The sequence below is a fragment of the Flammeovirga sp. AWQ4_249 genome, assembly GCF_056161045.1.
In genome coordinates this window covers 1-276 of sequence record NZ_JBSWYJ010000149.1, presented here as the reverse complement: position 1 = coordinate 276, position 276 = coordinate 1, and the positions used below count along the sequence as shown (strand labels likewise).

Annotated in this window: 1 protein-coding gene; it reads right to left on the bottom strand. The window is 36.6% G+C overall.

Annotated elements, in window-relative coordinates; genetic code table 11:
- The coding region (locus ACXAHM_RS26455) for a phosphatidylserine decarboxylase (protein ID WP_474967083.1) at positions 1–276 on the bottom strand (276 nt) is incomplete at both ends.

Here is a 276-nt window from a genome sequence, read left to right as displayed (position 1 = left end):
TATCAGTCAATGAATAAGGTTGACCTTTGATCCAGAATTGCTCTTTTTCAGCAACGTTAGTCACTAATCTATAAGGAGCAGACTCACAAGCGTTTGCAATGATGTTGTCATTACCTTCACCTGCAACTGGTCTTACACCTTCTTTGAAAGTTCTTGTGAAGAAGTTATCCCAAGAAGTGAATCCGTATCTTTCTTCTTTTTTATCTGATTTTGTTTCGAATAAATCTAAGAAGTTGTCGCCATAAGCAGCGTCACACATTTCTTTTAAAGCATAGT